This is a genomic window from Kitasatospora sp. NPDC001261, from assembly GCF_042896795.1.
In the GTDB taxonomy this organism is placed as follows: Bacteria; Actinomycetota; Actinomycetes; order Streptomycetales; family Streptomycetaceae; genus Kitasatospora.
Window position 1 is genome coordinate 1 of sequence record NZ_JBIAXP010000029.1, and the last position, 21,542, is coordinate 21,542.

The 21,542-nt window shown below is 74.5% G+C and carries 21 protein-coding genes; 6 read left to right on the forward strand and 15 right to left on the reverse strand.

The annotated features are described in order from the left end of the window. Nucleotides 1-219: 219 nt before the first annotated feature. From ACFY4B_RS32300 to ACFY4B_RS32350, 11 genes are all read right to left on the reverse strand, one after another. Nucleotides 220-420 carry an MbtH family protein gene (locus ACFY4B_RS32300; RefSeq protein WP_049652209.1) on the reverse strand — a complete coding sequence of 67 codons (201 nt, stop codon included), beginning with the start codon at nt 418-420 and terminating at the stop codon, nt 220-222. Nucleotides 421-526: 106 nt separating this feature from the next. After that, nucleotides 527-1,855 carry a glutamate synthase-related protein gene (locus ACFY4B_RS32305; RefSeq protein WP_387973953.1) on the reverse strand — a complete coding sequence of 443 codons (1,329 nt, stop codon included), beginning with the start codon at nt 1,853-1,855 and terminating at the stop codon, nt 527-529. Further along, a complete protein-coding gene (locus ACFY4B_RS32310) occupies nt 1,852-2,853 on the reverse strand; it encodes an asparagine synthetase A (RefSeq protein ID WP_375875693.1) in 1,002 nt (333 codons plus the stop codon). Before ACFY4B_RS32310 ends, ACFY4B_RS32305 begins: the two co-directional genes overlap by 4 nt. Nucleotides 2,854-2,915: 62 nt before the next feature. Further along, complete coding sequence (locus ACFY4B_RS32315; protein WP_387973956.1) at nt 2,916-4,211, reverse strand: methylaspartate mutase; 1,296 nt, start codon at nt 4,209-4,211, stop codon at nt 2,916-2,918. Further along, nucleotides 4,208-4,708 (reverse strand): cobalamin B12-binding domain-containing protein, encoded by a 501-nt coding sequence (locus ACFY4B_RS32320; RefSeq protein WP_380744725.1) that lies wholly within the window; start codon nt 4,706-4,708, stop codon nt 4,208-4,210. Before ACFY4B_RS32320 ends, ACFY4B_RS32315 begins: the two co-directional genes overlap by 4 nt. Beyond that, the gene (locus ACFY4B_RS32325) at nt 4,705-5,475 is read right to left on the reverse strand and encodes a thioesterase II family protein (RefSeq protein WP_387973959.1); all 771 of its coding nucleotides are present in this window, start codon (nt 5,473-5,475) and stop codon (nt 4,705-4,707) included. Before ACFY4B_RS32325 ends, ACFY4B_RS32320 begins: the two co-directional genes overlap by 4 nt. Next, nucleotides 5,472-7,280 (reverse strand): amino acid adenylation domain-containing protein, encoded by a 1,809-nt coding sequence (locus ACFY4B_RS32330; RefSeq protein WP_387973962.1) that lies wholly within the window; start codon nt 7,278-7,280, stop codon nt 5,472-5,474. Before ACFY4B_RS32330 ends, ACFY4B_RS32325 begins: the two co-directional genes overlap by 4 nt. Then, nucleotides 7,277-8,308, reverse strand: a complete 1,032-nt coding sequence (locus ACFY4B_RS32335) for a TauD/TfdA family dioxygenase (protein ID WP_117492918.1) — start codon at nt 8,306-8,308, stop codon at nt 7,277-7,279. Before ACFY4B_RS32335 ends, ACFY4B_RS32330 begins: the two co-directional genes overlap by 4 nt. Before the next feature lie 825 nt (nt 8,309-9,133). Further along, nucleotides 9,134-9,535 (reverse strand): pyridoxamine 5'-phosphate oxidase family protein, encoded by a 402-nt coding sequence (locus ACFY4B_RS32340; RefSeq protein WP_380780923.1) that lies wholly within the window; start codon nt 9,533-9,535, stop codon nt 9,134-9,136. A gap of 61 nt (nt 9,536-9,596) precedes the next feature. After that, nucleotides 9,597-10,226 carry an MBL fold metallo-hydrolase gene (locus ACFY4B_RS32345; RefSeq protein ID WP_387973965.1) on the reverse strand — a complete coding sequence of 210 codons (630 nt, stop codon included), beginning with the start codon at nt 10,224-10,226 and terminating at the stop codon, nt 9,597-9,599. Continuing rightward, the gene (locus ACFY4B_RS32350) at nt 10,223-11,308 is read right to left on the reverse strand and encodes an S-(hydroxymethyl)mycothiol dehydrogenase (protein WP_049652219.1); all 1,086 of its coding nucleotides are present in this window, start codon (nt 11,306-11,308) and stop codon (nt 10,223-10,225) included. The genes ACFY4B_RS32345 and ACFY4B_RS32350 overlap by 4 nt, the downstream gene beginning before the upstream one ends. A 654-nt stretch (nt 11,309-11,962) precedes the next feature. Here ACFY4B_RS32350 and ACFY4B_RS32355 point away from each other — a divergent pair. The 3 genes from ACFY4B_RS32355 (at nt 11,963) to ACFY4B_RS32365 (ending at nt 14,787) form a co-directional block, all read left to right on the forward strand. Continuing rightward, nucleotides 11,963-13,177 carry a cytochrome P450 gene (locus ACFY4B_RS32355; protein ID WP_049652220.1) on the forward strand — a complete coding sequence of 405 codons (1,215 nt, stop codon included), beginning with the start codon at nt 11,963-11,965 and terminating at the stop codon, nt 13,175-13,177. Continuing rightward, complete coding sequence (locus ACFY4B_RS32360; protein WP_074005728.1) at nt 13,174-13,431, forward strand: ferredoxin; 258 nt, start codon at nt 13,174-13,176, stop codon at nt 13,429-13,431. The genes ACFY4B_RS32355 and ACFY4B_RS32360 overlap by 4 nt, the downstream gene beginning before the upstream one ends. 165 nt (nt 13,432-13,596) lie before the next feature. Further along, entirely contained in the window at nt 13,597-14,787 is a 1,191-nt protein-coding gene (locus ACFY4B_RS32365) for an MFS transporter (RefSeq protein ID WP_387973969.1), read from the forward strand. Between the two features lie 48 nt (nt 14,788-14,835). On the opposite strand, the gene ACFY4B_RS32370 is transcribed toward ACFY4B_RS32365, so the two are convergent. After that, nucleotides 14,836-15,765 carry a LysR family transcriptional regulator gene (locus ACFY4B_RS32370; protein WP_387973972.1) on the reverse strand — a complete coding sequence of 310 codons (930 nt, stop codon included), beginning with the start codon at nt 15,763-15,765 and terminating at the stop codon, nt 14,836-14,838. 9 nt (nt 15,766-15,774) lie between these two features. Continuing rightward, nucleotides 15,775-17,022 (reverse strand): aminoglycoside phosphotransferase family protein, encoded by a 1,248-nt coding sequence (locus tag ACFY4B_RS32375; RefSeq protein ID WP_387973975.1) that lies wholly within the window; start codon nt 17,020-17,022, stop codon nt 15,775-15,777. Between the two features lie 96 nt (nt 17,023-17,118). Between ACFY4B_RS32375 and ACFY4B_RS32380 the strand changes: the two genes are divergently transcribed. Next, a complete protein-coding gene (locus ACFY4B_RS32380; protein WP_387973978.1) occupies nt 17,119-17,295 on the forward strand; it encodes an AAA family ATPase in 177 nt (58 codons plus the stop codon). A 15-nt stretch (nt 17,296-17,310) separates the two neighbouring features. Here ACFY4B_RS32380 and ACFY4B_RS32385 read toward each other — a convergent pair whose 3' ends face one another. Then, nucleotides 17,311-18,168, reverse strand: a complete 858-nt coding sequence (locus ACFY4B_RS32385) for a PhzF family phenazine biosynthesis protein (protein ID WP_049660217.1) — start codon at nt 18,166-18,168, stop codon at nt 17,311-17,313. A gap of 74 nt (nt 18,169-18,242) precedes the next feature. After that, a complete protein-coding gene (locus tag ACFY4B_RS32390) occupies nt 18,243-19,340 on the reverse strand; it encodes a DUF5937 family protein (RefSeq protein WP_387973981.1) in 1,098 nt (365 codons plus the stop codon). A gap of 205 nt (nt 19,341-19,545) precedes the next feature. Here ACFY4B_RS32390 and ACFY4B_RS32395 point away from each other — a divergent pair, with 205 nt between their 5' ends. Continuing rightward, the gene (locus ACFY4B_RS32395; protein WP_375875700.1) at nt 19,546-20,817 is read left to right on the forward strand and encodes an MFS transporter; all 1,272 of its coding nucleotides are present in this window, start codon (nt 19,546-19,548) and stop codon (nt 20,815-20,817) included. Between the two features lie 37 nt (nt 20,818-20,854). Further along, nucleotides 20,855-21,421: a hypothetical protein gene (locus ACFY4B_RS32400; RefSeq protein ID WP_049655393.1), complete on the forward strand. Its 567-nt coding sequence runs from the start codon at nt 20,855-20,857 to the stop codon at nt 21,419-21,421. The last annotated feature ends 121 nt before the right edge of the window (nt 21,422-21,542 follow it).

The following is a 21,542-nucleotide window of genomic DNA, read 5'->3' on the forward strand; positions in this document are numbered from 1 at the left end:
CGATGCAGTTGCGCCCAAGAACGCCGCCCCAGCGCAGTAAGGCAGTCACGAGGCGTCACCGCCCTGGCTTGACAACATCATTGGGAATCTCCCTCTGGTGCCTATCCGGCGGTGATCGATGCGCGTGACCGGCCGCCCCGGCCGGGTGCCTCGTCACCTGGCCGGGGCCGCACGCGGGTGTGCGAACGGAATGGAGGAAAAGGGGTCCGGGACCGCGGGTCAGCCGACCGTCGTCGGGCGCGGCGCCAGGTCGGTCCAGTGCTGCTCGATGTACTCCAGGCAGGCCTGGCGGTCGTTCTCGCCGAAGGCCGTGGTCCAGCCGGCCGGGACCGCGAGCACGTTCGGCCACAGGGAGTGCTGGTTCTGGTCGTTGACCAGGACCAGGTAGCGGCCCTCGGCGTCCTCGAACGGGTTCGTCACAGCGGTTCTCCTTCTGTACGGGAGGTACGGGATGCACAGGACGTGCGGGATGGACGGATCGGACGGATCGGACGTTCACGCAAGCGAAGGGGCGGCGCCCCGTGTCCTACGGGTGGAGGTACGGCCCGGCCGTTTCCGGGAGCCAGACGTCCTCCGGGTCCAGGGCGGCGGGCGTGTACTTGCCCAACGCGCTGATCAGCAGCCGCAGTTCGAAGGCGAGGCAGGTGACCAGCCGGGCGATGCCGTCCTGCGGGTCCTCGTCCGCCGCGAGCAGGGCCGCCCGGCCCAGCCCGACGGCGCGGGCGCCGAGCGCCAGGGCCTTCGCGGCCCGGGCGCCCTCCCACATCCGGCCCGAGGCCAGCAGGCAGTTCGACCTGGACGGCGGCCCCAGCCGGCGCAGGCACTCGCCCAGCGGCAGGCCCACCTGGTCGAGGAAGCTGCTGGGCGCCCAGCCGCTGCCGCCCTCGGCGCCGTCCACGGTCACCGAGTCCGCGCCGCTCGCCCAGGCCACGACCGCCGCCTCGTGGATGTCGCGCCCGGGCGGGAGCTTCACCCAGATCCGCGCGCGCGGATAGTTGTTGCGCATGAAGCGGATCTGCTGGCGCAGGATCTCCGCCGTGAACGTGCCCGGGCTGCTGGACCGCAGTACCCGGTCGTCCTCGCCCTGCCCGTCGGCGAAGACGCTCTCGTCGGTGCTGTACCGATCCGCCAGCTGCGCCGCCACCGAGCGCTTCAGCACCGTCATCCCGCCGAGCCCGGGCTTGGCGCCCTGCCCCACCTTGAGTTCGAAGGCCAGGCGGCCGGACTCCAGCAGCGCCTTCGCGGCCGGGGCGCTGTAGATCTGGTTCCACACCTCGGCGTCCGCGTCCTCGGTGCTCTGCTGGAACGCCAACCCGCCCATGTCGTCCGGGAGTTCCTGCTCGTAGGCGCGCAGCCGGGCGAGCATGCTGTCGCCGGTGTCGGCGGAGGCGTCGGCGGAACCGCTGCCGAAGGCGCCGGCGAAGCCGTTGGTCGGCACCACGTTCTCGCCGATGACCAGCGGGATGCCCAGGCGTCCGGCCTGGCGGCTGGCCGCCAGGCCCAGCCCGGAGGAGGCGACCTGGGTGGAGCCGAAGGCCGACACGTACACCGGCAGCGCCGAGCGGAACCCGCCGATGTCGGTGGCGAGTTCGACGTCGCCGTAGAGCGGTTCGCGGGCCAGGTCGGTGAGCTTCTCCAGCCGCTGGGGCACGAAGACCGGCGGGACCAGGCGCATCGCGTCCAGCGCGTCCCCGCCGCGGGGCGCCACCGACTGTGCGTCGCCGCCCGTGCCGCCGGCGCCGAACAGCGTCAGGCCGTAGCCGTCCGTCGAGGGGAACGCGCGGGCGGCGCCCTCCCTGGCCCGGGACCGGATCGCGGCCTCCGGGAACCCCGGGGCGCTCAGCACCCCGCTCACGGCGAGACCACCCCGGGGACCTTCGGGAACGGGGTGGCCTGCCAGACCGCGTCCAGCCCGGCGACGTAGCGGGTGAGCCGCTCGATGCCGATCCCGAAGCCGGCGCTGCCCGGGATGCCCTCGCGGACCATCTTCAGGTACCACTCGTACTTGGCCGGGTTCTCGCCGCTCTCCCGCATCCGGGCGATGATCCGCGCGTAGTCGAACTCCCGCTCGCTGCCGCTGATCAGTTCGCCGAAGCCCTCGGGGGCGATGAGGTCGAAGTTGCGCAGGACCTCCGGGCGCTGCGGGTCCTCGCGGTCGTAGAAGCCGCGTGAGCCCTTGGGGTAGTCGACGATGAAGAACGGCGCGTCGGACTTGTGCGAGAGCAGGCCCTCGCCCTGCCAGTCGATCTCGGCGTCGTGGTTCTGCTCGTGGCCCAGCCGCGCCAGCTCGGCCATCGCCTCGCCGTGGCTGATCCGCTCGAAGGGGGTGTCGCGGGTGAGCAGCGGGGTGAAGGCGTCAGCGTCGCGGCCGAGGGCGTCCAGGTCGTCGCCCAGCGTCCGCACCACGCGCTCGACCGCCGCGGTCACGATGGACTGCGCCACCCCCATCGCGTCCTGCTGGGTGGCGCCGGCGATCTCCACGTCGAACTGGTGGAACTCCGCCAGGTGGCGGCCGATGTTCGCGGTCTCCAGGGGTTCGAGCCGGACGTTCGGCGCGACGTAGAACACCTTGTCGAAGGCGAGCAGCGACGCCTGCTTGTAGAGGATCGCGCTGGTCATCAGCTTGTAGCGGTGGCCGTAGAAGTCGACGTCCACCTGCTTGGCGCCCCGGCCGCCCGGGTCCGTCACCGGTCCGATGATCGGCGGCAGCAGCTCCACGAACCCCTCGCTGAGGAGTAGTTCGCGGCCCGCCTGGACGATCTGGTTCTGGATCCGCAGCACGGACCGGGTCACGGGGTTCTTGAGGTGGTCCGGCAGTGCACCGGGCCGTGCAGACTCGAACTCGCTGGTCAAGGGGTCTCTTCCTTCGGTTCTCTGGTCCTGCGGTCTCTGGTTCTGCGGTTGTGGCAGGGGGTTCAGCCGGGGAGCCCGGGGAGCCGGTCCAGCGTGGTGGCGGCGCGCTCGTCGAACGACCGCGCCACGTGGGACAGGGCCCGGAGCAGGTCCGAGGCGCTCATCGAGCGGTCGCCGGCGGATCGCCCGGACGGCCGGACGGGCAGGGCGCCGGTGTGCGACCAGCGCAGCCGCCCGTCGGACTCGATGTAGCTCCTGGCCCGCCCGGCGTTGTCCGGGTGCAGGCAGTACGGGACGTCCAGCAGTCCCCGGGCGAACGCCTCCACCAGGGCGGCGCCCACGTCCGCGTTCAGGCCGAGGACGGTGTCCACGAGCGCGGTGGCCTCGTCCAGGACCTCGCTGCCCGCCCCGGTGTCGGCCGGCGCCGATCCGCCCGCGTTCTGTGCGGCCAGCGCCGCGATCTCCAGGGCCTCGACGTTCTCCCGGACGGTGGGGATGCGGTGCGCCTCGGCCGCCGTCTTGACGATGAGCCGCTCCGCCCCGGTGCGGACCGCCAGCTCGGCGGCCTGCTCGAGCAGCAGCAGGGCACCGGAGCGGGTGCCGGGGTAGACCCCCATGTAGTTGTAGATCACGATGTGGCGGTCGACGTCCGGCAGCAGCGCGTCGGCGAGCCGGCGCAGGGCCAGCACCGCCTCCCGGTCCTGCTCGGCGTTGGTCTGCTGCGCGTAGCTCAGCGAGATGCTGCGCAGTCCGTGCTGGCGGAAGAACACGCCTTCCAGGACGCTGATCGCCACCAGCAGGCTGGGCGGGCAGAGCTGGCCGAGCATGCAGCCGCCGAAGGTCTCGACGTGCGGTTCGACCTCGCCGTCGCGGGCCCGGACCATCAGCTCGCAGGACCGTTCCCAGTTCCGCACCGCCTCGCGCAGCGGCAGGCGGCCGTACGGCAGGCAGTAGGAGACCGGGCCGCCTTCGGTGGTGTCGAGCCCCGCTTCCAGCGAGGCGGCGATGATGCCGTAGGGGCTGGCCGAGCCGTGCCGCACCTGGACCGGGAAGTCGCGCTCGCGCACGCCCTCCAGCACCCCCCGGTTGGTCGCCGGGGGGTGGGTCCTGATCGGGTACCCGTTGAGGTCGCCGCCGCCGTCGACGGCCCGCCGGGCGTCGGCGAGCTTGCCGAGCCGGGTGTAGCTGTCGAGGGTGATCGTGCCGACCGTGGTGGCGTTGGCCGCCTTGACGGCGACCAGCCCCTCCCGCATGGCCAGCGGGTCGCCGAAGCCCATCCGCGGCTGCACCACCAGGTTGCCCCGGGCGTGCGACCGTCGGACGAAGTCGGCGAACGCGTTGGCCGGCGCGTCGTTCATGGCGTGGGGGCGGCGCGGAGCTCCTCCAGGACGCGGCCGGTCCGCCCCGCCTTCACGGCGCCGAGGGCGGAGACGTACCGCTCGAACTCCGGCAGTCCGGCCGACTCGTGGAAGACCGCGGAGAACCCGGCGTCCAGCAGCCGGCGCGTCATGGACTCGCCGCCCCCGCCGCCCGCCCCGGCCCGCAGCTGCCGGCCGGTGCCGAGCTTCCCGCCGATGACGATCGGCGTGTCGGCGAGCTCCGGGACGGCGCGCAGCTCCGCGACGGCGGACAGTCCGTCGCTCTCGCCGTGGCCGTTGACGCTGCTGAGCACGATGAGGTCGGGGGCCTCGCGCCGGCACTCCGCCGCCAGTTCCGCGCCCGGCAGGCACGGGCCGAGGTTGCGCACCCGGTGTCCCCAGTCCTCCAGTTGGAGCTGGAGGAAGACGAGGTTCCAGGTGTGGGAGTCCGACTCGGTGCCGCTGACGATCACGTCGAGGGTGGCGTCGGTGCTCACCGCCGGCTCCTCTCGCTCGGGTCGAGGGCGGCGATCCTGGAGGGCAGCGCCTTCCAGACCTCCGGGGTGTAGAAGTGCCCGCCGGGAAGGACGTCGTGGCGGTACTCGCCCAGGGCCAGCGCGCGCCACTGCTCGCCCGCGTTGGCCTCGATGACGTCGTCGTCGGCGCCCGAGAGCATCTGCACCGGCATGCTGACGGTGGCGCCCTCGGTGTACCGGAAGGTGTCCCGGACCCGGATGTCGGCGCGCATCAACTCGACGGCCATCTCCTGGAGTTCGGGGTCCTCCAGGACGTGCGCCGGCATCAGGCCGTGGGTCTTCATCCAGAGCAGCAGGCCGTCGTCGTCGTCCTGCTGGGACGGGAACATGTCGCGGGGCGTCAGCCCGCGGGCGGGCGCGTTGGCCGAGGAGACGACCAGGTTCAGCGGCAGCGGCCCGCCGGCGCTCTCGATCCGCGCGGCGACGTCGAAGGCCATCCAGCCGCCCATGCTGTGCCCGAAGAGCACGTACGGGCCGTCGACGGCGGAGAGCACGGCCCCGGTGGCGTCCTGGGCCAGCTCCTCCCAGTCGGTGGCGAAGTCCTCCAGGAACCTGCCCTCCCGGCCCGGGTAGCAGATCGCCGACAGGGCGATGTCGGCCGGGACGGCGTCGCCCCACAGGTGGTAGGAGGCCGTCCCGCCGCCGCAGAAGCCCAGGCAGATCAGCGTCAGCGCGGCTCCCTCCGGGCGCCGGATGCTGATGACGGTGGTGTCCTGTGCGGTGTTCACTTGCCCTCCGTCCGACGGGACTCCACGAAGGCCGCCAGCCCGCGCAGTTCGGGGTGCTGGTAGACCTCCTTCGTGGACACGGTGATGCCGAACTGCTTCTTCAGCCGGCCGATGACGCGCAGTGCGATGAGCGAGTGGCCGCCCAGCGAGAAGAAGTTGTCGGTGGGACTGATCCGCGGCCGGCCGAGCACCTCGGACCACACGCCGGCGATCAGGGTCTCGAACTCGCCCTGCGGCTCGTCCCCCGCCTCCTGTCCGCCGTCGGCCCACAGGGCCTCGTCCACGGCGGGCAGGGCCCGGTGGTCCACCTTGCCGTTCACGCTCAGCGGCATGGCCTCCAGCGTGACGAAGGCCGACGGGACCATGAACGACGGCAGCAGGCCGCCCAGGTGCTCCTGGAGCTCCCGGGCGTGCGGGGCGCTCCCGCCCTCCGGGACGACGTACCCGACCAGCTGGTCGCCGGCGGTCGCGGTGCCGTGCAGGACGACGGCGGCGGTCCTGACCCCCGGGTGCGCGGCGAGCGCGGCCTCGATCTCGCCCAGTTCCACCCGGTAGCCGCGGATCTTGATCTGCCGGTCGACCCGGCCGAGGTAGTCGATGGCGCCGTCCGGGCGCAGCCGCACCCGGTCGCCGGTGCGGTACATCCGGCGGCCGGTGCCGGTCGGATCGGCGACGAACCGCTGCGCGGTCAGCGCGGGCCGGCCGACGTAGCCGGTGGTCACGGAGGGCCCGGCCAGGTAGAGCTCGCCCGGCTCGCCGACGGGCGCGGCGCGCAGGTGCTCGTCGAGCACGTGGGCGGTGAACCCGGGCAGCGGGAAGCCGATGTGCGGGCCCTCGCCGGTGATCCAGCCCGCGGTGGCGTCCACCGTGCACTCGGTGGGGCCGTACAGGTTGATCGCCTCGACCGTCCCGGCGGCGCGGGCCTCGCCCAGCTCCCGCCAGACCTCGGCCGGCACCGGCTCGCCGCCCATGAACAGCCGCAGCACGCGGCCGTCGGCGGTGGGGGCGAGGAGGGCCTCGCGCAGCACCTCCCAGTGCGAGGGCGTCAGGTCCAGGTCGTCGACGGCGTGCTCGTCGAGCAGGGCGCGCAGCACGGCCGGGTCGGTGCGCTCGTTCTCGCCGATCACCACGATGCTGTCGCCCCGGCAGATCCGGGCCCACTGCTGGACGGAGGCGTCGAAGGAGATGCTCGCGTTCCAGGCCACCACGCGCGGCCGGTCGGCGTAGAAGCCGGCGTCCTCGAGGTCCGCGGCGAGCGCGGCCACGCCGCCCCGGGTGGCCTCGACGCCCTTGGGCGTCCCGGTCGAGCCGGAGGTGAAGATCACGTACGCCGGGTCGGCCGGGGAGGCCTGTGCCGCCGGCGCGTCCGCGGCCGGCGCGGCGAGGGCGTCCGCGAGGGTGAGGACGTCGACTCCGGCGGGCCAGGCGGGACCGTTGCCGGGCTCCGCCAGGACGGTCCGCAGGCCGGCGCTCGTCACCATGTGGGTGAGGCGCTCCTGCGGGTAGGCCGGGTCCAGCGGCACGTAGGCGGCGCCGATCCGCCACACGGCGAGCAGGGCGACGACGAGGTCCGCGCCGCGGTGCATGCTGACGCCCACCCGGGCGCCGCGGCCGAGCCCGCGCTCGGCCAGCCGTCCGGCCAACTGCCGTACGTCCTGGTCGAGTTCGGCGAAGGTCAGGGTGCGGTCGGTCCCGCGTACGGCCATCCGGTCCGGGGTCGATTCGACCGCCCGCCGGAAGCGGACCATCGGGTCGACGGGTGCGGTCCGGGCCGCCGGGGCCAGGGGCTCCTCGGTGATGCTCACGCGGCACCGCCGGTCTCCGCCGAGGCCGCCACGGTGGGCCGGCAGTCGTCGAGCTCGACGGGGTTGCCCATCGCGACGACGATCTTCCGGTCGCCCCGGAACGGGTCGCGACCGTGCGCCGTGAGCACGTTGTCGACGAGCATGACGTCGCCCGGTTGCCAGGCCTGACGCACCGTGGCCTCGGCGTAGGCGGTGTTGATGAGCTCGAGCTCGTCCCGGGTCAGGGGCTTCCCGTCGGCCACGCCGGTTTCGAACGGCAGGCCGTCCGCGCCGAATTCGTCCAGGAGCGTCTCGCGGAGTTCCTCGTCCAATGACCAGGAATTCCAGAAGGCCATGTGGTTGAACCAGACCTCCTCATCGGTGGCCGGGTGCCGGACGATACCGGGCCGCCGCTGCACCGTTTTCAGATTTCCCTCGCCGTCCCAGCGGCAGGAGATCAGGTTCTCCGCGCAGTACTGCTCGACGTCCTCGCGGCGCTCGGTCGCGAATGCCTTTTCCCAGCTCACGGAGATGTGTTCGGAGTAGCTCCGGTGCAGGGTCCAGCCGTGGGAGCGAATGCGCTCGACCAGGGGGGCGGGCAGGTGCCGCAGGACCTCCCGGCAATCCGCCACCGGCGTCGCCCCGCCTTCCTCGGGGGCGATGAGGCAGGCGAACATCAGGAGCCCGGGGAAAGTCAGGGTGTAGCTGTTCTCGTTGTGCATCCGGATCGACTGGGCCGGCGGCAGGTCGGTGGACGAGTAGACGTCGTTGCCGAAGCTGCTGCGCGGCGTCGCCTTCTCCCGGTAGGGCGTCCGCTGCGGGATGAGGACGTCCCGGACGAGCGCGAAGTCCTCGACGGAGGCGACCGGGAGGCCGCGCAGGTACAGCGCGCCGTACCTTTGAAGCGCGGTACGGAGGTCGGGCAGGATCGCGTTCAGCCACGCGCAGGCCGCTTCGGCGCCTTCGAATCGAGGGACGACCAGGGTCGCCGGCTTGCCCTCCTCGAGGGTCCATTCCAGTTCTTGTGGCGCGGTGCTTGCAGAAGACATGACTCGATGCACCTTCCTCATGACGGAGCGCCACGGCGTGGTTCCGTGGTCGCCCCGGGGCAAGTTGAATCGTGATCAGAACCTCTGACCCGAGAACACGGTCATCGACCCGCGGGGGGTCGTCGTGCCGGGTCGCCAGGGAATTCGCGCGGCCCGGTTCAAGGGCCGACATCAGGACGGTTCGGCGGGGTGTCGCTGTTCTCCGCCACCGGCGGCAGTGAATGGGCAGCCCAAGAGGCCGGCTCCGCAACGCCCGAAAAGGCGTCGACGAGCCGCTACCCGGGACCGTCAGGCCACCCCTGGCCGCACGTGCGGACTACCGGTACCGTAGCTCCGACCGGAGAACGTCGGGCTGCCGTCCGGCACACCCGCACACCGATCCATTCCCCCCTCCCGAGTGCTCACATTCAGGTGCGGCGGAATCGCGCACCCGGTGTCGTTCCCCCGAGCTGCCGAGGCGGGTGCAGTACTCCCCCATCGCCTCGCATTGACCGTGCACCGCCAATCAGATCACACCAATGCGCCGCCGTGGAAGAAGTAGCAGAGGCAAGTTCGGAATCTTTAATGTCGCATTCACGTCACCGACAGTGACGATTCCCTTACCGTATGGGGCAATTCCCGTGCTGAGGGCGACGGGACGCCGCCGTCGCCCGTCCGGCAACGGCGGCAACACCGGTACCAGAAGCCGGAGTTCCGCTTCCGGAACAGCGGCGCCCGGGCCGTCCTCCGGAGCGGACACGCTCGGGCCCGCTCCGGAGCAAGCGCGCTCGGGCCCGTCCTCCGGAGCGGCGGCCAGCCCGGGCCCGTCCCTCCCGGCCGGCGCGCTCAGGCCCGCCCGAGGACGCGGTCGACGGCGATCTCGATGACCACCCGGTCCGGGTTGACCCGCGGCTCGCGGTAGCGCTCGGCGTACCGGCGCTCCGCCTCGGCGACCTGCTCGGGCTCCTCGCGCACGACCGCCACGCCCTCCAGCGTCGACCAGCGGGCCCCGGCCACCTGGCAGACCGCGACGCGCAGGCCCTCGGGCCCGGCCACGGCGACGTTGCGGGCCTTGCGGCTGGTGCGGCTGGTGATCACCCGGGCGGTCCCCGTCTCCGGCTGGTACGTCACACCGACCGGCACCACGTGCGGCGTGCCGTCCGGGCGGGTGGTGGTCAGCGTGGAGATGTGCCGTTCCCGCCAGAAGGCGAGGAAGGATTCGTCGAGGTCGCGCGGGTCGTGGGCCATGCCCGCGATCGTACGGCCCCCGGGGAACGACCGTTCCCCGGGGGCCGTGCGGGCAGCGGCGTCAGTGCCCGCGCGCGATCCACTCCGGCAGGGCCGGGGCCTCGGCGCCGATGGTGGTCGGGTCGCCGTGGCCGGTGCGCACCACGGTCTCGGCCGGGAGCGTCAGCAGCCGCTCGCGGATCGAGTCGACGATCGTCGGGAAGTGCGAGAACGACCGGCCGGTGGCACCGGGGCCGCCCTGGAACAGGGTGTCGCCGGTGAAGACGGTGCCCAGCGCGGGCGCGTACAGGCAGACCGCGCCCGGCGCGTGACCCGGGGTGTGCAGCACCGTCAGCTCGGTGCCCGCCACCTCGATCCGCTGGCCGTCGGCCAGTTCGCCGTCCGGCAGCCGCTCGGGGTGGGTGAGCTTCCACAGCGGCAGGTCGTCCGGGTGCAGCAGGATCGGCGCACCGGTGCGGTCGGCGAGGGCCGGGGCCGCGTCGATGTGGTCGTTGTGCGCGTGGGTGGAGACGATCGCCAGCAGCCGGCGCCCGCCGAGCGCGACCTCGATGGCCTCGGCGTCGTGCGCGGCGTCGATCACCACCGCCTCCTCGTCGTTCCCGACGATCCAGACGTTGTTCTCCACCTCCCAGCTGCCGCCGTCGAGTTCGAAGGTCCCGGCGGTCACCAGCCGGTCGATCCGCGCGGTCACAGGATCACCACCGAGCGGAGGACGTCGCCCTGGTGCATGCGCTCGAAGGCCTGCTCCACGGCGTCCAGCCCGATGGTCTCGGTGACGAAGGCGCCGAGGTCCAGGCGGCCCTGGAGGTAGAGGTCGACGAGCATCGGGAAGTCCCGCGAGGGCAGGCAGTCGCCGTACCAGGAGGACTTCAGCGCGCCGCCGCGGCCGAAGACGTCGAGCAGCGGCAGCTCCAGCGTCATCTCCGGGGTCGGCACGCCGACCAGGACGACGGTGCCGGCCAGGTCGCGGGCGTAGAAGGCCTGCTTGTACGTCTCCGGGCGGCCGACCGCCTCGACCACCACGTCCGCGCCGTTGCCGCCGGTCAGCTCGCGGATCGCCTCGACCGGGTCGGTGGTGCGGGAGTTGACGGTGTGGGTGGCGCCCAGCTTGCGGGCGGTCTCCAGCTTGCGGTCGTCGATGTCCACGGCGATGATCTTCGCCGCGCCCGCCAGCCGGGAGCCCATCACGGCCGCGCCGCCGACGCCGCCGCAGCCGATGACCGCGACCGAGTCGCCCCGGCCGACGTTGCCGGTGTTGATCGCGGCGCCGAGGCCCGCCATCACGCCGCAGCCCAGCAGGCCCGCGACGGCCGGCTCGGCCGCCGGGTCCACCTTGGTGCACTGGCCGGCCGCGACCAGGGTCTTCTCGGCGAACGCGCCGATGCCCAGCGCCGGGGACAGCTCGGTGCCGTCCAGCAGCGTCATCCGCTGCTTGGCGTTGTGGGTGTTGAAGCAGTACTGCGGGCGGCCCCGCTTGCACGCGCGGCACTGGCCGCACACCGCGCGCCAGTTGAGGACCACGAAGTCACCGGGCTCGACCTCGGTGACGCCCTCGCCGACCGACTCCACGATGCCCGCGGCCTCGTGGCCGAGCAGGAACGGGAACTCGTCGTTGATGCCGCCCTCCCGGTAGTGGAGGTCGGTGTGGCAGACGCCGCACGCCTGGATCCGGACCACCGCCTCACCCGGGCCAGGGTCCGGCACCACGATCGTGGCCACCTCCACGGGCGCGCCCTTGGCGCGCGCGATGACTGCCTTGACCTGCTGGGGCATCCGATTCCACCTCCGTCTGCCGGTGCGGCTCTGCACCGGTCTGACCTGCGACAAACGACTGCAAGACGAACTGCCCACGAAGCGTATCGCCCACCCGGCCGACCACCGGCGGAGCGCCCGGGGCGATCCTCCGCGGCACGGTGTGCTAGGGGCCCGCCCCACCCGCCGACGGCCTGTCCGCCGGCGTGGAAGCGGCTCACGACCTCTCAGGTGGCACGTGCCGACCGGGTATCCGCCGGGGGCCCGGCGACAGTCCGGCGCGGCCGTGGCGGTGGGGGCGCACAGGTGGCACTGAGCGCCCGTCCGTGCGCCTCGAAGTGCCCGGAAAGCACCGGCGTTGGCTGGAAGTGCCGCAGACGGGCGCCCCGCCAGCCACGTACGGTCGTAGCTGAGACGGTCCAAGCGACCACGCTCAGCACACCCGCCCCACCCGTCGGCGCGTGACCCTGCGCCGGCCGCGCCGGATGCGTACCGACCGTGCGCCGCCGCACATTTCGCGCCAGACCCCCGCAATTCCCCCCGTAGGAGCCCGACCGAACCCCGGCCCGTGTCGAGCCGCCAGCCGGCCGCATCACCCGTCCCCCGCACCATCCCCGGATTCACCCCCCGTCGGGTCGCGCCCCGCGGCCCACCGTCCTGGAGTCTGGAGTACGGATGTCCACCGAGAACAGTGCGACCAGCGCCGGCACCGCCCCGCTCCCCCCGCTGCACTGCATGCGCCGGCTCGAACCCGGCCCGCCCCGCCTCGCCGCGCTGCCCACCGGCACGCCGGTCTGGCTGGTCAGCCGGCACGCCGACGTGCGCCAGGTGCTGACCGACCCGCGGCTGGGCCGCGCCCCGCTCTACGCGCCGGACGCCCCGCCGGTCACGGTCACGCCCAACATCCTGGACGATCCCCAGAGCATGCTGAACATCGACGGCACCGAGCACCAGCGGCTGCGCCGCACCGTGCAGCGGGCCTTCACCCCGCGCGCGATCGAGCGCTGGCGGCCGTGGGTGGCCTCGGCCGTCGAGTCGCTGATCGACGAGCTGATCGACCACGGCTCCCCCGCCGACATCATCGCGGGCTACTCCCGCCCGCTGCCGGTCGCGGTGATCAGCCGGCTGATGAACCTGGACAACCTGGACAGCAAGCGGCTCGCGCACTGGAGCGACCACGCGCTCTCCGCCACCGCCTACAGCGCCGAGGCGATCGCCACCGCGATGACCGAGTTCGCCGCCTTCGGCTCCGAGGTGATCGCCCAGCGCCGGGCCGCCCCCGGCGAGGACCTGGTCAGCGGCCTGCTCGCGGCCGCCGCCGAGGACGGCTCGATCACCGAGGGCCAGCTGGTCGCGCTGGTCATCGGCCTGGTCGTGGCCGGCCACGAGACCACCATGACCAGCCTCGGCAACGCCCTGGTCTACCTGCTCCAGGACGACCGCGAGGCCTGGCAGCGGCTCGCCTCCGACGAGGCCAGCGCCGTCGCCGCGACCGAGCAGCTGCTGCGCGCCGTCCCGCTCGGCGACCCCCAGGAGCACCTGCCCGGGCTGATGCGCCGCACCGTCGAGGACGTCGAGATCGGCGGCGTGGTCATCCCGGCCGGCAGCGTGGTCGCCGCCGACGCGGCCGCCGCCAACCACGACCCGGAGATCTTCACCGGGGACCTGCGCACCGAGCTGTTCTCCCCGCTGGCCGCTCCCACCCTCACCTTCGGCGCCGGCCCGCACCACTGCCTGGGCGCCTGGCTGGCCCGGATGGAGCTGGAACTCGCCCTGCACCGGCTGGCCCGCCGGCTGCCCGCGCTGCGGCTGGCCGACCCGGTCGAGCGGATCGACTGGCGGCGCGGCCTGCTCACCCGCAGCCCGAACTCCCTGCGGGTGGTCTGGTGACGGGCCGCGCGGACACCGATCCGGTGCTCGTCCGGGTCGACCGGGACCGCTGCATCGGCTCCGGGATGTGCGCCCTCAGCGCCCCCGACTCGCTGGCCCTCGGCGCCGACGGACTGGCCGCGCCGCTGGCCGGGTACGCGGACGGCGGCGCTGAGTTGACGGACGGGCTGAGCGAGGCCGTGGACTACTGCCCGGTCGAGGCGCTCAGCCTCCACTCGGCGCGCGGCGGCTACCGGATCGCCCCGGCGGAGTGACCCGGCGCCGGTGGCGCCCGACCGCGGTCGTTCGCGGCGGGCGCCGCCGGCGCGCTTCCCGAAGCCGCCGGGCCTTCCCGGCACTGTCAACCGATTAGCCGGGCTCATGGGTCGATGAGCTTATCGATCTTGTTCGGCCCCTCCGCCCGCTGGTGGGCTGGCCCTATGACAAACGCCGAAGCCCTCGCCCCACCAGCCGCCCCACCCACCGCGCACCGCTGGCCCCCGGTCCTCGCCGTCGCACTCGCCACCTTCACCGTGGTGTCCTCCGAGATGATGCCGGTCGGCCTGCTCACCCCGATGTCCCACAGCCTCGGGGTCACCGACGGGGTCACCGGCCTCTCCCTCACCATCACCGGCCTGATCGCCGCCGCCCTCTCCCCCTTCGCCCCGCTGCTCGTCGGCGCGCGCGACCGCCGGACCGTCCTGGTCGCCTTCATGCTGCTGCTCGGCCTGGCCAACGCGGTCACCGCGCTGGCGCCGGACTTCGCGGTGCTGGCCGCCGGCCGCGTCCTGCTCGGCGCCGCCATGGGCATCGTCTGGGGCCTCGCCACGAGCGTCGGCCCGCGCCTCGCCGACGGCCCGCGCCTCGCGCTCACCATGACGCTGATCTTCTCCGGCGTCTCCATCGCCTCGGTCCTCGGCGTCCCGCTGGGCACCTACCTGGCCGCGCTGCTCGACTGGCGCGCCGCGTTCTGGGCGCTCGCCCTGCTCGGCGCCGCCTCCGCCGCCGTCCTCGCCGCCACCCTGCCCGCGCTGCCCGTGCACGAGCGCGGACGGCTCGGCGGACTGGCCGACGCCCTGCGCCACCGGGGCGTCGCCGCCGGGATCGCGATCACCGCCTTCGTCGTGCTCGGACACTTCGCCGGCTACACCTACATCCGCCCGGTCCTCGAAGCCGACGCGGGCCTGAGCAGCGGCGTGATCGCCGCCTGCCTGCTGGTGTACGGACTCGCGGGCGTCGCCGGGAACTTCACCCTCGGCCCGCTGTCCGGGCGCCGCCCGAAGACCGCCGTCGCCCTCGCCCTGGCCGGGGTCGCCCTGGCCGCCGCCCTGCTCGCGTACACCGGCGGCGTCGTCACCGTCCTGCTCGTCCTGGTCGTCTGGGGCGCCTCGTACGGCGGGGTGTCGGTCTCCACCCAGGCCTGGGTCCGCACCGCCGACCCGGCCCGGATCGAGGCCTCGGCGGCGGTCTGGGCGGGCGTGTTCAACGCGGGCATCGCGCTCGGCTCCTTCGCCGGCGGACTGGTCGTCGACCGGGCCGGGAACCGCGCCGTCCTGCTCACCGCGGCCGGGCTGGCGGCCGTCGGACTGCTGATCGCCCTGCTCTCCCGGCCCGACGACCGGCGGCCCTGACGGCGGCCCGATCACCGGCCCGGCCGGCCCGTCTGATTCCCCGCGGGCTCAGTCGAGGAGCCCGGCCAGCAGCTCGACGAACCCGGCCGCCAGCCGGTGCGGCCGCCGCTCGTGCTGGACCACCTCCAGCGCCGTCGGCTCCAGCCCGGGCACCGGCAGGAAGCGGATGTCCGGCCGCCGGACGTACGCCGTGCTGCGCTCGCACAGCAGCAGCCCCTGACGGGTGCCGGCCACCATCGACAGGCCCTCCTGGATGGTGGCCGCACCCGCCGGGTAGGCCAGCTCCCGCCCGCCCGGCGTCCGCCGGGGCGCCTGCGCCCACCGCCAGTACTCGGGCGCCGGGCCGCGCGGCTCGATCAGCGGCACCCCGGCCAGCTCCTCCGCGCCCACCCCGTCCGCGCCGTCCGCCCCGCCGAGGCGCCGCTCGGCGGAGACCGCCAGGTACACCGGCTGGCGGGAGAACTCCATCAGCACGTCCAGGCCCGGCTCCCGGCACGGGGCGAGCACGATCGCCAGGTCCACCTCGCCCCGGGCGAGGTGCGAGAACGGGTCCGCCCACGGCAGTTCGACCAGCTGCACCGTGCCCTCCGGCAGGCGCGCGAGCACCCGGGCGACCGGCTCGTACACCGCGCACTGGAACCCCAGCCGCAGCGGCCGCGCGGTGGCCGCTGCGGCCCGCGCCGCGTCGTAGCCCTCCCGGAGCCGCTCGAAGGCGGGCACCACCTGCTCGGCCAGCGCCCGCCCCAGCTCGGTCAACTCGACCCGGCGGCTGGTCCGTTGGAACACCGGTGCGCCGACCCTGCTCTCCAGGCGCTTGATCAGCTGGGAGACCCGCCCCTGGGAGACGCCGAGGCGCTCCGCCGTCCGCCCGAAGTGCAACTGGTGGACGAGGACGGCGAAGCACTCCAGCTCCTGCAGCGGCAGCTCGGGCAGGACGGGAGTCCCGGAGACTCCGGGGGCCGGCGTCGGTCGTTCCACCTCGGCAGTCTACGCGGGCCGCCCGGCCGCTCCGCAGGCCAGCAGGGCGCGCAGCTCGGCGGCCGGGTCGCCCTCGTGGTAGGGGCGTTCGCTCTGCTCGATGTGGTCCAGGAACTCCTGGTACCGCAGGGCGTAGGACAGGTGGTAGAGCGGCTCGGCGAGTTCGAGGGCGCGCCGCGGGTCGGAGCCGGGGGCGTGGTGCTGCCAGGCCTCCGTCCAGACCCGGACGTGGTGCTGCCAGGCCTCCTCGCCGAGGTAGGCGCGCGGGCGCAGCCCGTCCAGGGCGGGGTGGCCGAGGCAGGAGTCGGCGTAGTCGACGACCACCGTGCCGGCGCCGTCGGAGCGCCAGTTGCCGGGGTGGAAGTCGCCGTGCAGCAGCGTCTCCGGCAGGCCGCAGTCGGCGAGCCGGTCCAGCAGCCCGGGCAGGTCGGCGGCGAAGGCGGCCAGCCGGTCCAGTTCCTCGGGCGTCAGGTCGGTCTCCTCGGCGAACCGGTCCGACAGGGCCGCCAGCTGGGCCGCCAGGGCGCGCGGGGTGCGGTCGCGCAGGCCGGCCAGGTCGGCCGGGCGGTCCGCGAGCGCGGCCTGGGCGGCGACGAGGCGGGGGACGACGTCGGCCACCGTCCCGGCGGAGGGGCTCCAGCAGTCCTCGCCGGGGACGTGGTCGAGCAGCAGCCGGCCGGCGGAGGGGTCGGCGGCGAGGACGGTCGGCACGAGCCCGCGGTCCACGCCGCCGAGCAGCGCGATGACCTCGCCCTCGTGGGCGTTGAACGCGGGCGTCGTGGTCTTCAGCCAGGCGTCGGCGCCGGTGGCGGTGGGGAGGCGGAACAGGCCGGAGAGGTTCCAGGTCCGGATCTGCCGCGCGGGCCCGGCCGACGGACGGCCGACGGCGGCGAGCCGTGCCTCCGCCCAGTCCAGCGCCTCCCGCAGGCCGTCGGGCGTGGCCCAGGCGGCGCGGCGCTCGGCGGGGCCGAGCAGCGCGGCCGTCCCGTCGTCCGGGGTTGCGGCGTCAAGGACGGTCGGCCGGCGCAGCGCCTCGGCGTGGTAGCGGACCCGCCCGCCGTGGCCCGGGTCCTCGCTCCGGCCTTCGACCAGGCGAGCCACCAGCACCGGCACCCCGGCCGCCTCGGTCGCCCGCGCGACCACCCCGTCCACCGAGGACCACCAGCCGACCTCCACCTCGAACGGGCCCAACTGCCCGAAGTGCTCGTCGCCGTAGGTGAGATCGACCGTCACGGTCCGGTTGCTCGCTCGCTGCATCGGAGCAGCTTCGCCCACCGGAGCGGCTCGGCGCGAACGAATTTCCGCCCGCCCGGAGCGGGGCGGAGCCGCCCCACCCGGGGCTAACCTGGGCCGGTGACACGGCGATCGGGCACGGTGGTGCTGATGTGCGGTCTGCCCGGGGCGGGCAAGACCACGTATGCGATGGGCCTCGTCCGGCGGGGCTACGCGCGGCTGTCGATCGACGAGGTGGTCTGGGAGCGGCTCGGGCGGGGCGAGGGCGAGCTGGTCCTGCCGCAGCCCCCGCCCTGAGGCCCTGAACCGGTGCTAACGGATCGCCACCGCCGTGCCGGAGACCCGCACCCGCGTGTCCTCGGCCCGCAGTTCGACCCGCAGGACGCCCGGGCGGCCCAGGTCCTCGCCCTGGTGCAGGGTGAGCACCGCCGGGGCCGTCACCGCGCCGAGCTCCCGCAGGTAGGCACCGAAGGCGGCCGCGGCGGCGCCGGTGGCCGGGTCCTCGACCACGCCACCGACCGGGAACGGGTCGCGGACGTGGAAGACCTCGGGGGCCTCCCGCCAGGCGAGCTGCAGGGTGGTCAGGTCGCGGGCGCGCATGTGGGCGGCGAGGCCGTCGAAGTCGTAGTCGAGCCGGGCCAGCCGCTCGCGGGTGGCGACCGGCAGGACGAGGTGGCGGGCGCCCGCGTAGGCGACGCGGGGCGGCAGGGCCGGGTCGAGGTCGGCGGCGGACCAGCCGAGCAGGGCGAGCGCCTCCGCGACGTCGGCCGCCGGCACCTCCTCGACCTTCGGCTCGACGCTGGTGAGGGTGGCGCGCAGCAGCCCGTCGGCCCCGCGCTCGACCCCGACCGGGACGTCCCCGGCCGCGGTCACGAAGACGTACCGCCCGGGGCCGACGTGCTCGGCGAGGGCGACGGCGGCGCCGACCGTCGCGTGCCCGCAGAACGGCACCTCGGCGAGCGGGCTGAAGTACCGTACGCGGTAGGCCCCTTCGGCCGGGCCGGCGGTCAGGAAGGCGGTCTCGGAGTACCCGATCTCGGCGGCGACGGCGAGCATCCGCTCGTCGGTCAGCCCGGTGGCGTCGAGCACCACGCCGGCCGGGTTGCCGCCCTCGGGGCGGGTCGCGAAGGCGGCGTAGCGGAGGATCTCAGGAGCGGCGTCGTCGGTCATGATCGGACGAACGCCTGCCGCTCGTCCGCTGTTCCCGCCCACCGGAGCACCGCTTCCCACCGGAGCGGGACCCCTCACCGCAGCACCGCCTCCAGGAAGTCCGAGCCGAGCCGGGCGCTGCCCGCCAGGTCGAGCTCGTAGAGCATGTACCGTCCGCGCCGCCGGGTCGTCAGCAGCCCGGCCTTGCGCAGGACCGCCAGGTGCCGGGACACCTCGGGCGCGCTGAGCTGCCAGGCGGAGGCCAGTTCGCCGGTGGTGTGCGGGCCGCGGGCCATGGTGCGGGCGAGGCGCAGCCGGACGGGGTGGGCGAGCGCCTCCAGGCGCTGCTGGACGAGGGCGAGCGAGACGGGCTCGGGCAGGCCGGCCTCGGCGACGGGGTACTGGAGGACGGGCCGCCAGCCGCTCGCGTGCACCACCAGCAGGTGGGGGCGGCCGAAGGCGGTCGGGATGAAGGTGACGCCCCCGGAGTCGGTGCCGCTGGTGGCGCTGTCCTGGAGCTTGTCGATGACGATCCGGCGCCGTCCGTCCCCGCCCTGGTCGAGCGTGACGGAGGGCGAGACGTCGGCGAGCGCCTCGGCGAGGCCGCGGCGGGCGAGCAGGTCGGCCTTGCGCCGGGCGTCGGCGGCGAGGTCGGGCAGGACGCGCTGCCAGGCGTCGGCGAAGAACGCGGACCGGCAGTCCTCCAGCATCCGCCGCACCAGGGCCCGGACGGCCGGCGGGTCGGCGAGCAGCCGGTCGGCGAAGGCGGCCTGCCGGGGGCCGCGGGCGAGGGCGAGTTCCCGGGCCCGCTCGTTGGCGTCCGGGTCGGTGAGCGGGGAGCCCATCCGGCGGGTGAGCCGGGAGGAGCCGCAGGTGGTGATGAGGGCGGCGGCGACGTACAGCTCGTCGTCGATCCGGTCGATGGCGTCGAGTTCCTCGTCGAGCGTGGCGCCGGGCAGGCCGGGGACGAGGAAGTCGGCGCGCGAGGAGCGCCAGAGGAAGTCGGCCTCCAGGAGCCGTTCGGACAGCTCGGCCGGGATCACGGCGGCGGTGCAGCCGGCCCAGCCGTGCAGCGCGGGGTGGTGCGCGGGCTCGGCGAGCACGTGCAGCATGGCGTTCAGCTCGCCGAGCGGGGAGGGCGTGAAGAGCAGGCGCTCGTCGGGCAGGCCGGTGATGTCGATCGTCAGGCTCATGCGCCCGCCTCTCCCCCGGCCTCCGGCCGGGGGTACCCCCGGCGCTCCGCAGGGGCATGCGCCCACACGCTGTTCCTGATGGTTCGCTCGCTCAACTCACTCACGCGTTCGATCCTGTCACCCCGCCCGACGGCCTCCGCCGCGGATTGACGGTAAGCGTCAATCCGCGTGCCAGGCGGTCCGACCTGGGCGGACGGTACCGGCCATGAGCCTGATCCGGGAGAAGTCCGTCCACGACCACGCGGCCGCCCGCCACGGCGAGCCGCCCGCCCCGCCGATCGGCACGGGCCGCCGGGGGCCGTCCGCGCTGCTGGGCCTGCTGACCGCCGCCGGCGGGCCCCGGTACGCCGTCGCGCTGGCGGTGGACGCGGTGGGCGGCGGCCTGCTGCGGCCGTTCCTGCTGCTGTACGGCATCGGCGTGCTGCACCTCGGCGCGGGGGCGGCCGGGCTGGCGCTGTCCGCCGGGATGGTGGCGGGCCTGCTGGTGGTGCCGCTGACCGGCCGCTGGATCGACCGCGGCGCCCGCACCCTGCCCGCCGCCGTCACCCTGCTGGTGCGGGCGGCGGGTGCGCTGGCGCTGCTGCTCGCGGACGGCCAGCCGGGGTTCACCGCGGCGGCGGTGCTGTTCGGGGTGGGCAGCCAGTCCTGGCCGACCACCCACGCGGCCGTGGTGAGCACGCTGACCGAGGGCCGGCTGCGGGACGCCGCGCTGGCCGCCGGGCGGTCGCTGCGCAACGCCGGGATGGGCGCGGGCGCGCTGCTGGCCACCGTGGCGGTGAGCGGCGGGACGGGTGTGATCCGGCTGCTGGCCGGGGTGACGGGCGCGGCCTGCCTGGTCGCGGCCGCCCTGGTGGGCTCACTGCGGGTGCGGGCCCCACGGCAGGAGCGGCCGGCGGACACCCGGGAGCGGGCGGAGCCGCTGCGCCGGATCACCCTGCTGAGCCTCGCCAACGTGCCGTACGCGTTCTGCTTCGACGTGCTGGAGGTGGCGCTGCCCGCGCTGCTGGTGCTGCACCTGCACGCCTCGCCGGCCTGGTCCTCGGGCGTCTTCGTCGGCAACACGGTGCTGGTGATCGCCCTGCAGCTGGCGCTGGTGCTGAAGCTGGCGGACCGTTCGCGGCACACCGTGCTGGCGGCCTCGGGGGCACTGCTGGCGGTGTCCTACCTGGCCTTCTGGGCGGTCGGCTCGCTGGGCGGCGTGCCGGGGGCGGCGGGCGTCGCGGCGGTCTCGGTGCTGTACACGCTGGGCGAGATCCTCTACACCGGCTCGGGGACGGCGCTGGTGGCGTCCGTCGCCCCGCCGCACCTGCTCGGCCGGGCGCTGGCGCGCTGGGAGCTGTCCTCGGGGGTGGGGCGGGCGGCCGCGCCGGCCGTGCTGACGGCGCTGCTGGCCGCTGGACCGGGGGCGCTGTGGGCGTCGCTCGCCGCCGCCACGGCGCTGGGGGCGCTGGCGGTGCTGCGGCTGGGTCCGCGGTGAAGGCCGTGGCCCCGACCCCGGTGGGATGATCGGCCCCATGGCTCTCACCCCGCACCAGCAGCACCTCCGCGACCGGATCATGGCCGCCGGGGTGACCGCTCCGCCGGAGCCGTGGCGGCCCGTCGGCCGGGGGATGATCGCGGTCGGCGGGCTGCTCGGCATCGGCTTCGCCGTCCACCCGGAGAGCGGGCACGACCTGGTGCTGACGGTCTCGCACAGCGGCCACGGCCTGTTCGACGCGGTGACCGGCCTCAAGCTGGCCCGCGACCACGAGCCCGCCGAGGACCCGGACGGCCAGGACCTCGCCTGCCCCGGCCTCGGCCAGGTCGCGGACGTGCGCATCCCGGTGGCGGGGACGTGGGGCGGCGGGCTGCACACCGCCGCCGACGGGGGCTGGCACATCGAGGTGGTCGCGCCGGAGTGGCCGCACCACCGGGTGCTGCTCGCCAGCGGCCGGGGGCCGTGGCAGGGCGAGCACGGCGAGAGCTGGTGGCTGGTCCTCGACTCCTCCTGGTCCACCTTCCGCGCGGCCGGCTTCTCCCCGACCGGCCGGACCCTCGCGGTGGCCACCAGCAGCGACCTCACGCTCTGGACCCGCGGCTAGGGCCTGTCTTCAAACTCGCGTCTGCGGGGCGACGCCGGGAGTTTGAAGACAGGCCCTAGGCCTTCCGGATGCGGACGGGCCGCGGACCGGTGATGCTGACCGCGAGGCGTGACCGGCCCGA

Bases quoted from the DNA above. Each gene is read 5' to 3' on its own strand.
- ACFY4B_RS32400 (WP_049655393.1), top strand. From the start codon at position 20,855: ATGGCTCTCACCCCGCACCAGCAGCACCTCCGCGACCGGATCATGGCC.
- ACFY4B_RS32340 (WP_380780923.1), bottom strand. From the start codon at position 9,535: ATGGCCCACGACCCGCGCGACCTCGACGAATCCTTCCTCGCCTTCTGG.
- ACFY4B_RS32395 (WP_375875700.1), top strand. From the start codon at position 19,546: ATGAGCCTGATCCGGGAGAAGTCCGTCCACGACCACGCGGCCGCCCGC.
- ACFY4B_RS32365 (WP_387973969.1), top strand. From the start codon at position 13,597: ATGACAAACGCCGAAGCCCTCGCCCCACCAGCCGCCCCACCCACCGCG.
- ACFY4B_RS32315 (WP_387973956.1), bottom strand. From the start codon at position 4,211: ATGAACGACGCGCCGGCCAACGCGTTCGCCGACTTCGTCCGACGGTCG.
- ACFY4B_RS32390 (WP_387973981.1), bottom strand. From the start codon at position 19,340: ATGAGCCTGACGATCGACATCACCGGCCTGCCCGACGAGCGCCTGCTC.
- ACFY4B_RS32355 (WP_049652220.1), top strand. From the start codon at position 11,963: ATGTCCACCGAGAACAGTGCGACCAGCGCCGGCACCGCCCCGCTCCCC.
- ACFY4B_RS32375 (WP_387973975.1), bottom strand. From the start codon at position 17,022: ATGCAGCGAGCGAGCAACCGGACCGTGACGGTCGATCTCACCTACGGC.
- ACFY4B_RS32350 (WP_049652219.1), bottom strand. From the start codon at position 11,308: ATGCCCCAGCAGGTCAAGGCAGTCATCGCGCGCGCCAAGGGCGCGCCC.
- ACFY4B_RS32385 (WP_049660217.1), bottom strand. From the start codon at position 18,168: ATGACCGACGACGCCGCTCCTGAGATCCTCCGCTACGCCGCCTTCGCG.
- ACFY4B_RS32335 (WP_117492918.1), bottom strand. From the start codon at position 8,308: ATGTCTTCTGCAAGCACCGCGCCACAAGAACTGGAATGGACCCTCGAG.